Source organism: Klebsiella sp. MS 92-3, assembly GCF_000195655.1.
Classification (GTDB): domain Bacteria; phylum Pseudomonadota; class Gammaproteobacteria; order Enterobacterales; family Enterobacteriaceae; genus Klebsiella; species Klebsiella pneumoniae.
In genome coordinates, this window is the sequence record NZ_GL882834.1 from 18,666 (window position 1) to 26,943 (window position 8,278).

Sequence of the window (8,278 nt, forward strand, 5' to 3'; positions counted from 1 at the left end):
GCCGGGGAAAACCCGGCCTGAAATATTACATCTTATACCCGAGGGAGAGCGAGGTCCGGCGATCGGTATGCTCCGGCGCGGACGCAGGCGGCTCAGAGTTCCAGGTCACGTTGTAGGCGACCTTCAGGGCGAAATGGGCGTTAATCGCCACGTTTAACGCGCTCTCTGAGTTGACCGTGGTGTCCTCGGCGCCGAACACCGATACCCCTTGCGAAAATTTGGCGTTATCGGTCATCTGCCAGGCCCAGGTACCCGAAGCATAACCCAGCGGCTGGGTATCAGTATCCCCGTCGGTATATTCGTCATAGCGAACGCCAGGACCGAATTCAAACCGCAGACTGTGCACCGGCCCGTTGAGGATCTGACGACCATAGCCCGCCGTCACAACATCGCGCTGTTGATAGCCGTTGTAGCGGTCAGTTAGCCAGCTACCCTGACCAAAAACATAGTTCATATCGGTCAGGTTGTAGCGGCTACGTCCGCCGACAGCATATTTTTCTGAGGATCGCTCATCATTGGACGATGTGTTGCTGGCGTTGCCCCACAGCGACCAGGCGGTGGTATTACCATACCAGGTCAGGGTGGAATCCGCCGTCATCGAAGAGCTCTTGGTGTTGCCGGACTGCGCCAGGTAGCCTGCGTTAACCACCCCTTCGAACGGTTTTTTGGCAGCGGAAGGGTCATCCATGACGGTAAATACAGAATCATCGGCCATTGCGCCAACAGACGCAAAAAGCCCCCCCGCCAGCATAACCGCTGCGGGTACTGTCTTTAAAAGCTTCATTATAACTCTCTAAAATACATTTTTTTAGGACAGTACAAATGATGAACAGGCATAATCTCGCCGGCTCATTGAATTTAGCGTCCGTACAACATAAAAGAGACCTGAGGGTCCCGGAAACTTTCGCGAGGATCGCGGAGTGCAGGTCCTAAGAAAGGTAGCAAATTATAAAAAAGCACGAATAACATAGCAATCACTTACTCTTTCGTTTTTTGAATAAGACAGCTCCGGAAACAATCTTTATTTCATAATGAAAATAGAGGCATCTTTGCAAAACTGTCAGGAACTGGACTTTCCCTCCCCGAGTCATCGTGCCATGCTTAAATTAACGACAGTCGCCGTATTAAGGAGGAGAAGGAATGACCAAAATTTACACGCTCACGCTGGCCCCCTCGCTGGATAGCGCCACGCAAACCCCACAGATCTACCCGGAAGGCAAACTTCGCTGCAGCGCGCCGGTATTTGAACCTGGCGGCGGCGGGATCAATGTGGCCCGCGCCGTGACCTTTCTCGGCGGCAAAGCCACCGCCATTTTCCCGGTCGGTGGCGCTACCGGCGAGCATCTTGCAGCCCTGCTGGCCGATGAGCAGGTGCCGGTCGAGACCGTCGAAACCCGCGACTGGACGCGGCAAAACCTGCACGTCCACGTGGCCGCCAGCGGCGAACAGTATCGCTTCGTTATGCCCGGCGCGGCACTGACGGACGATGAATTCCGCCGTCTGGAAGAGAAGGTTCTGACTATCGAACCCGGCTCTCTGCTGGTGGTCAGCGGCAGCCTGCCGCCAGGTATTAGCGTCGATAACCTGATGCAGCTGGTGAAAAATGCGCAACAGCAGGGACTGCGCTGCATCATTGACAGTTCCGGCGATGCGCTGGCCGCCGCGCTGGACGTCGGCAATATTGAGCTGGTGAAACCGAACCAGAAAGAGCTTAGCGCCCTCGTGCAGCGCGATCTCAGCCAACCCGATGACGTGCGCCTTGCCGCTCAGTCGTTGATCCAGTCCGGTAAAGTGCGCCGGGTGGTGGTCTCCCTGGGTCCGCAGGGGGCGTTAGGCGTGGACGCCAGCGGCAGCGTTCAGGTTGTGCCGCCACCGATGAAAAGCCAGAGCACCGTCGGCGCTGGCGACAGCATGGTGGGCGCCATGACCTTGCGTCTGGCGGAAAACGCCAGCCTTGAAGACATGGTACGCTTTGGCGTCGCCGCCGGTAGCGCCGCGACCATCAACCAGGGCACCCGCCTCTGCTCGCGGGCCAATACGCAAAAAATCTATGATTATCTCTGCGGGCGTTGATCTTCCCTGCCCCCCCCCCCCCCCCCCGGGGGGGGGGGGAGTCACAATATAAGCAGGATGGTCTATGCTGGAAAGGCCATGCATAACAACGGGGTGTAGAGATGAGTAATGAGATTACCGCCTGGGTCGTCAGCGTGACCTTCCATGAACAGGCGCTGACGGAGATCAATGAGGTCAGCAACCATTTTACCCGTGCCGGGTTTGTACTGACGCTCAATGATGAAGAGGGCACGCCCCATGAGCTGGGTACCAACACCTTCGGCCTGCTGAGCGGCCAGACGGCCGAGGAAGTTAAGGCCCTCAGCGCTGGCCTGGCGGAAGCGGCCCTTGGCCGCCCGGCGGAAATCGCTGTGGCCACATTCGCCGAGTGGTTAAAAGCTCAATAAGTGCGTTTAGCGCAACGGAAAGCGTCAGTTGTGCGTCAGTTCCAGGTTTACCCGGTAGTAATGCACTAACCTTATGATATGGTGGAAAACATGGGGAGAGACAGCATGTGGCAAGCAATCAGTACTCTTTTACGCGATTGGCATACCGAAGACGCTGAAATCGAACTGAAAACCGAGCTGCCCGGTGGAGAGATCCATTCCGCCTGGCATTTACGCTTCGGCGGGAAAGATTACTTCGTGAAATGCGACGAACGGGAACTTCTGCCTATCTTCACCGCCGAGTCCGATCAGCTGGAGCTGCTGTCGCGAAGCAAAACCGTTCGCGTACCGCAGGTCTTTGCCGTCGGCAGCGATCGCGACTATAGCTTCGTGGTCATGGAGTACCTCCCTCCCCGTCCGCTGGATGCGCACAATGCGTTTCTGCTTGGCCAGCAGCTAGCCCACCTCCATCAGTGGAGCGATCAGCCGCAGTTCGGTCTGGATTTTGATAACGATCTTTCCACCACGCCGCAGCCCAACGCCTGGCAGCGTCGCTGGTCGGTTTTTTTTGCCGAGCAGCGTATCGGCTGGCAGCTGGAGCTCGCGGCGGAGAAGGGATTGCACTTTGGCGATATCGATACCTTAGTCGATATGGTACAGCAGCGACTGGCCAACCATCAGCCGCAGCCTTCGCTGCTGCACGGGGATCTGTGGTCCGGCAACTGCGCCTTAGGGCCGGATGGCCCCTATATATTCGATCCCGCCTGCTACTGGGGCGACCGCGAGTGCGATTTAGCCATGCTGCCGATGCATCCGGAACAGCCCCCGCAAATCTATGACGGCTATCAGTCCGTTTCGCCTCTGCCGTCGGGTTTTCTCGATCGTCAGCCGATTTATCAGCTTTATACTCTGCTGAACAGAGCGATTTTGTTTGGCGGCCAGCACCTGGTAACGGCCCAGCAGGCGCTGGATGATGTATTGATGGAGAAAATGCGTTAAACAAGCTTCACGGCGGACCTTGCCGGTCCGCCGCAGCGTTTTATCAGTTAATCTCGACGCCGTTCAGGCGGGATTTGATGGTCATCGTTACGCCGGTACCCGGTCTTCCCTGCTCATAACGCCATCTGCGCATCGCGCTTTTCACCTCGCGTTCGAACATATTCGCCGGCTGAGCAGAGAGGATCTGCAGATTATCAATGCGGCCATCAGGCGAAACGTCAAACTTCACCCGTACCGTCCCTTCAATGCGCAGCGCCTGAGCGCGCGCCGGATAGGACGGCTGAACGCGGCTGATCGCCCGCGGGCCGCTCGGAGCAGTAACGGTGGGTTTAGCCGCTGCGGTCGAGGTACTTGGCGCTGTACGCGCCGGCGCCGTATTGTTGTTTTCAAACGGCGAGGCCGGACGCGGCTCTGCTGCCGGCTTCACTTCCCGCTTCGGCTGTTCAACCTTTTTCTCCGGCTTAGGCTTGGGTTTAGGTTTGGGCTTCGGCTTAGGTTCCGGTTTATGGATCACCACCGGCGCCTCTTTCGGCGGTTCAGGCGCTACCTCTGGCTCCGGCTCAGGTTCGGGTTCAACAACGGGCTCCACGACAGGCTGCGCCGCCGGAGGCGGCTCAAGATCGGCCGGCGCCACCATTGTGATCTCTATCGGCTGCGTCGGAGAAGGCTGTTCAATAACCTGATGTACCGAGGTATAAAGCAGCCCCGCCACAACGGCACCGTGGATAGCCACGGACAGCAGCGTTGGCCACGGAAAGCGGCGAGGTAAATCAAGGGTCATTGCGCTCATAGTCGTTTCTGTTGAAAAATGATGCTCCGATTTTAAATGCAAATAGCAATCATATTCAATAAGGCGTCTTAACCTGAGTCAATTTTTGCCGCCATTTGCAGAAAAAAGCTGCGTCGGCAGTGCTTTCCACTCCAGAGCGCATCTTTGCATTGCAGTCCATCGCTGTTTAACTTAACGTAATTCGCCTGATTATTGATAAGGAGCTTTGCCGTGCTTTACGTTATCTACGCTGAAGATATCGCCGATTCTCTGGAAAAGCGGCTGTCGGTTCGCCCCGCGCATCTCGCGCGTTTACAACTCTTACACGATGAAGGCCGACTGCTTACCGCCGGGCCAATGCCGGCCGTTGACAGTAACGAACCGGGCGCAGCAGGATTCAGCGGCTCAACGGTGATTGCCGAGTTTGAATCGCTGGAAGCGGCCCAGGCCTGGGCTAATGACGATCCGTATATCGCCGCCGGGGTTTACCGCCAGGTCTCAGTTAAGCCGTATAAGAAGGTTTTTTGAAAATACCCTTTCCTTTTTCTGGCTAACCACAAAAACACCCAGGTCATCAGAATGAAGGGCGCATTTTGGTACACGACATTGAAGTGCCGCCCTTTTTAACCTCGCGAAAGCGTTGACTGTTATCCGCCTGAGAAGCCTGGAAGATGAGCACGCACTTTCTCCTGCTACCCCATCATCGACCATCGCCTCGCTTTTTTCGACAATGGAAAATGCTGACAAAACATCGACGCCACGCGTGATAGTGAATTACTAATACCTTGTGTAAGGCTGTTAGGGAGGATCGCGTTGTTATTTAGCGCTTGCATTTAATGTCAGCACATCCTGATATAGCCCTATAAATCTACAGTGCAATAGAAAGAAAATAATTACTGAAAGATAGTTGCTTAACGACAGATATGAAAGCCTGAAAAAAAATATTATTGGGCATCCACTGCGGATGCCGCGGAACCGAACGTAGCCCATCTTGCTATATTCAGGACCGTAGCCGCTTGAAAGCACGTGGAAATAACACCCTTGTAGACAAAGGTTTACCTGGCAGGCATAAAGGGGTATTAACTACGCTGCCAGCGTTAAGTTGCTGAGCATCATTTTTAAAGCCTATTAATTTCGTTGCGTAAACTTCACGCAGAGTGATAGTAGGGGCATCACTGCTTGATTAAAAAATTTGAAAGGGAATAACAAATGTTTTCAATAAGCCCTGTATTTTTTTGGGCTAACATTTATGTACCTGCCGATTTTGAGGATTATTGTGTGAATACCCTGAAAAAAACCGCATTGCTTTCTGTACTTGCCTTATATATTCCTGTGTCGCAAGCCGCGGCTAAGGAATACAGTCTTGATCCACAGCATACCTCGGTTGTGATCTCCTGGAACCATTTCGGCTTCTCAAACCCTACCGCCTATCTCTCTGATGTTTCAGGGAAACTGGCCTTTGATAAAGAGAATCCGGAGAAATCCTCGGTGAACGTCACGCTGCCAGTGAAAACCATTGACGCTCACGTCAAGGCGTTAACGGATGAGTTTTTAGGCAAAGAGTATTTTGATGTTAAAACGTTTCCCGACGCCACTTTCCAGAGTACCAAAGTGGAAAGCAAAGGCGACAATAAATATGATGTGGAAGGTAATTTGACCATTAAAGGCATCACCAAACCGGTGGTCCTGCATGCCGTCCTGAATAAGCAGGATATGCACCCAATGGTGAAAAAAGAGGCCATTGGATTTGATGCCACCGGGGTGATAAAACGTTCAGACTTTAAGCTTGATAAATATGTGCCGGCGGTAAGTGATAACGTCACCATCACGTTATCCACGGAAGCCTATGCAAAATAAGTAAAAGCTGGCGCAACGATTGCGTTTTATTCAGGATGCTTATTGCATGGCCTCTCTGGATAATATAACAGGCTCAGATTATTCATGGTCAGGATCGGTCGGTTCATTTAGCTTCAACGCGCTGGACCGCTTAATAACCCCCTTGCCTGTCTGAGTCTGTTTTCTCATTCCCTCAGTTCCCGCCTGGTTACCGCAGCTGGCCGGTCATATCATTAAGCATTTAACAACGCCATGCCCTTCCTGAGCGGCAATAAATGCTATCTGACGGTTAATTCCTGTCGCGCCGCAAACGACTTGGCTCTGGATCTTGTCGTCCGTCATTACAAGCCAGGCGTAGCATCTCTCTTTCACTGAGGCGGGAGCTCTGTTTTGTCGTCGCATAGCAGCATGAAAAACCATCATTGCCCTATGGAGATGTGCAACGGGAATTTAGCGCAGAGAGAAAACGACAACGGCACCGCGTACGGTGCCGTTTGCCTGCTCGCTTAGCTGTCAGGGAAGATAAACAGCAGGGCATGACGCTGCCGTTTCACCAGTCCCTTCCTGATAGCGAGGATCCGCATATTGCGGCGCGATTGGGCTTCCAGCCAGCGCGCTTTACGGCGATTCACCTGTCTCAGCATGCGCCAGCGCCCTACTTCCGTTCTACTACGCTTCATTGCAACGACTCTACGAGTGAAAACAGCCCCCATTATAAACCTCTGCCAGCAACTGACTACCGCTTTCGCTGCGTTTTTATTTGCCAGAAAAATACTGATGCGTAAACTCATCACATATCGTCATTCAAAAGGATTTTACATCTATGACAACCTTTTACACGGTGGTGAACTGGCTGGTCATTCTGGGGTACTGGCTGTTGATCGCCGGTGTAACATTACGAATTCTAATGAAACGCCGCGCTGTCCCGTCCGCCATGGCATGGTTGCTGATCATTTATATCCTGCCGCTGGTGGGGATCATCGCCTATCTCTCCTTTGGCGAGCTGCATCTCGGCAAGCGTCGGGCCGAGCGCGCCAGGGCGATGTGGCCCTCGACGGCCAAGTGGTTAAACGACCTCAAAGCCTGCAAACATATCTTCGCGGAAGATAACAGCCCGGTGGCCGAATCCCTGTTCAAGCTGTGCGAACGGCGTCAGGGCATTGGCGGCGTAAAAGGCAACCAGCTACAGCTGCTGACGGAATCTGACGACGTGATGCAGGCCCTGATCCGCGATATTCAGCTGGCCCGTCACAACATAGAGATGGTCTTTTATATCTGGCAGCCCGGCGGCATGGCCGACAGCGTCGCTGAATCGCTGATGGCCGCCGCTCGCCGCGGAGTTCACTGTCGGCTAATGCTCGACTCCGCGGGCAGCGTGGCCTTTTTCCGCAGCCCATGGGCGGCGATGATGCGTAACGCCGGTATTGAAGTCGTCGAAGCTCTTAAGGTTAACCTGATGCGCGTGTTCCTGCGCCGGATGGACCTGCGTCAGCATCGTAAAATGGTGATGATCGATAACTATATCGCCTACACCGGCAGCATGAATATGGTCGATCCGCGCTACTTTAAACAGGACTCAGGAGTCGGACAGTGGATTGATCTGATGGCGCGAATGGAAGGCCCGGTGGCGACCTCGATGGGCATCGTCTACTCCTGCGACTGGGAAATAGAGACTGGCAAGCGCATTCTGCCGCCGCCCCCGGACGTCAATATCATGCCGTTCGAAGAGGCCAGCGGACATACTATTCACACGATCGCCTCCGGACCGGGCTTTCCGGAAGATCTTATTCATCAGGCTCTCCTCACCGCCGCCTATGCGGCGAAAGAGCATCTGATCATGACCACCCCCTACTTCGTACCCAGCGACGACCTGCTGCATGCGATCTGTACCGCCGCCCAGCGCGGCGTTGACGTGAGCATTATTTTACCGCGCAAGAACGATTCGCTGCTGGTAGGCTGGGCCAGCCGGGCCTTCTTCACCGAGCTGCTGGCGGCCGGGGTCAAAATCTATCAGTTTGAGGGCGGACTGTTGCATACCAAGAGCGTGCTGGTCGATGGCGAGCTAAGTCTGGTGGGGACCGTCAACCTGGATATGCGCAGCCTGTGGCTCAACTTCGAGATTACCCTGGTCATCGATGACGCCGGTTTCGGCAGCGATCTGGCGGCGGTTCAGGATGATTATATCTCGCGCTCGCGCCTGCTGGATGCCCGTCTCTGGTTAAAACGTCCCCCGTGG

The 8,278-nt window shown here is 54.4% G+C and carries 9 protein-coding genes and 1 pseudogene; 7 read left to right on the plus strand and 3 right to left on the minus strand.

The genetic code is table 11. The annotated features are described in order from the left end of the window. Nucleotides 1–25: 25 nt before the first annotated feature. Nucleotides 26–784, minus strand: a complete 759-nt coding sequence (locus HMPREF9538_RS08350) for a DUF481 domain-containing protein (protein ID WP_002910030.1) — start codon at nt 782–784, stop codon at nt 26–28. 356 nt (nt 785–1,140) lie between these two features. On the opposite strand from HMPREF9538_RS08350, the gene pfkB reads away from it, so the two are divergent. The 3 genes from pfkB to HMPREF9538_RS08335 all read left to right on the plus strand — a co-directional run bounded on the left by pfkB (nt 1,141) and on the right by HMPREF9538_RS08335 (nt 3,437). Beyond that, nucleotides 1,141–2,073 carry a 6-phosphofructokinase II gene (gene pfkB / locus HMPREF9538_RS08345; protein ID WP_004145382.1) on the plus strand — a complete coding sequence of 311 codons (933 nt, stop codon included), beginning with the start codon at nt 1,141–1,143 and terminating at the stop codon, nt 2,071–2,073. A 101-nt stretch (nt 2,074–2,174) separates the two neighbouring features. Next, entirely contained in the window at nt 2,175–2,459 is a 285-nt protein-coding gene (gene ghoS / locus HMPREF9538_RS08340; protein ID WP_002910033.1) for a type V toxin-antitoxin system endoribonuclease antitoxin GhoS, read from the plus strand. Between the two features lie 105 nt (nt 2,460–2,564). Beyond that, nucleotides 2,565–3,437 (plus strand): fructosamine kinase family protein, encoded by an 873-nt coding sequence (locus HMPREF9538_RS08335; RefSeq protein ID WP_002910036.1) that lies wholly within the window; start codon nt 2,565–2,567, stop codon nt 3,435–3,437. A gap of 43 nt (nt 3,438–3,480) precedes the next feature. Here the strand turns inward: HMPREF9538_RS08335 and tonB are convergent, their stop codons facing one another. After that, nucleotides 3,481–4,227 (minus strand): TonB system transport protein TonB, encoded by a 747-nt coding sequence (tonB, locus tag HMPREF9538_RS08330; RefSeq protein WP_009485716.1) that lies wholly within the window; start codon nt 4,225–4,227, stop codon nt 3,481–3,483. Between the two features lie 210 nt (nt 4,228–4,437). Here tonB and HMPREF9538_RS08325 point away from each other — a divergent pair, with 210 nt between their 5' ends. The 3 genes from HMPREF9538_RS08325 (at nt 4,438) to HMPREF9538_RS08315 (ending at nt 6,063) form a co-directional block, all read left to right on the plus strand. Then, nucleotides 4,438–4,734 (plus strand): YciI family protein, encoded by a 297-nt coding sequence (locus HMPREF9538_RS08325; protein ID WP_002910042.1) that lies wholly within the window; start codon nt 4,438–4,440, stop codon nt 4,732–4,734. Between the two features lie 112 nt (nt 4,735–4,846). Then, nucleotides 4,847–4,987 (plus strand): hypothetical protein, encoded by a 141-nt coding sequence (locus tag HMPREF9538_RS32385; RefSeq protein ID WP_009485717.1) that lies wholly within the window; start codon nt 4,847–4,849, stop codon nt 4,985–4,987. 428 nt (nt 4,988–5,415) lie between these two features. Next, nucleotides 5,416–6,063, plus strand: a complete 648-nt coding sequence (locus HMPREF9538_RS08315) for a YceI family protein (protein WP_004175590.1) — start codon at nt 5,416–5,418, stop codon at nt 6,061–6,063. A 485-nt stretch (nt 6,064–6,548) separates the two neighbouring features. On the opposite strand, the gene HMPREF9538_RS31740 is transcribed toward HMPREF9538_RS08315, so the two are convergent. After that, nucleotides 6,549–6,722 (minus strand): YciY family protein, encoded by a 174-nt coding sequence (locus HMPREF9538_RS31740; RefSeq protein WP_004194006.1) that lies wholly within the window; start codon nt 6,720–6,722, stop codon nt 6,549–6,551. Between the two features lie 143 nt (nt 6,723–6,865). Between HMPREF9538_RS31740 and cls the strand changes: the two are divergent. After that, nucleotides 6,866–8,278: pseudogene (gene cls / locus HMPREF9538_RS08305) on the plus strand (cardiolipin synthase); the annotation flags it as partial.

Coding starts and splice junctions, on each gene's coding strand:
- HMPREF9538_RS08315 (WP_004175590.1), top strand. CDS start 5,416: ATGTTTTCAATAAGCCCTGTATTTTTTTGGGCTAACATTTATGTACCT.
- HMPREF9538_RS08350 (WP_002910030.1), bottom strand. CDS start 784: ATGAAGCTTTTAAAGACAGTACCCGCAGCGGTTATGCTGGCGGGGGGG.
- tonB (WP_009485716.1), bottom strand. CDS start 4,227: ATGAGCGCAATGACCCTTGATTTACCTCGCCGCTTTCCGTGGCCAACG.
- HMPREF9538_RS08335 (WP_002910036.1), top strand. CDS start 2,565: ATGTGGCAAGCAATCAGTACTCTTTTACGCGATTGGCATACCGAAGAC.
- pfkB (WP_004145382.1), top strand. CDS start 1,141: ATGACCAAAATTTACACGCTCACGCTGGCCCCCTCGCTGGATAGCGCC.
- HMPREF9538_RS31740 (WP_004194006.1), bottom strand. CDS start 6,722: ATGAAGCGTAGTAGAACGGAAGTAGGGCGCTGGCGCATGCTGAGACAG.
- ghoS (WP_002910033.1), top strand. CDS start 2,175: ATGAGTAATGAGATTACCGCCTGGGTCGTCAGCGTGACCTTCCATGAA.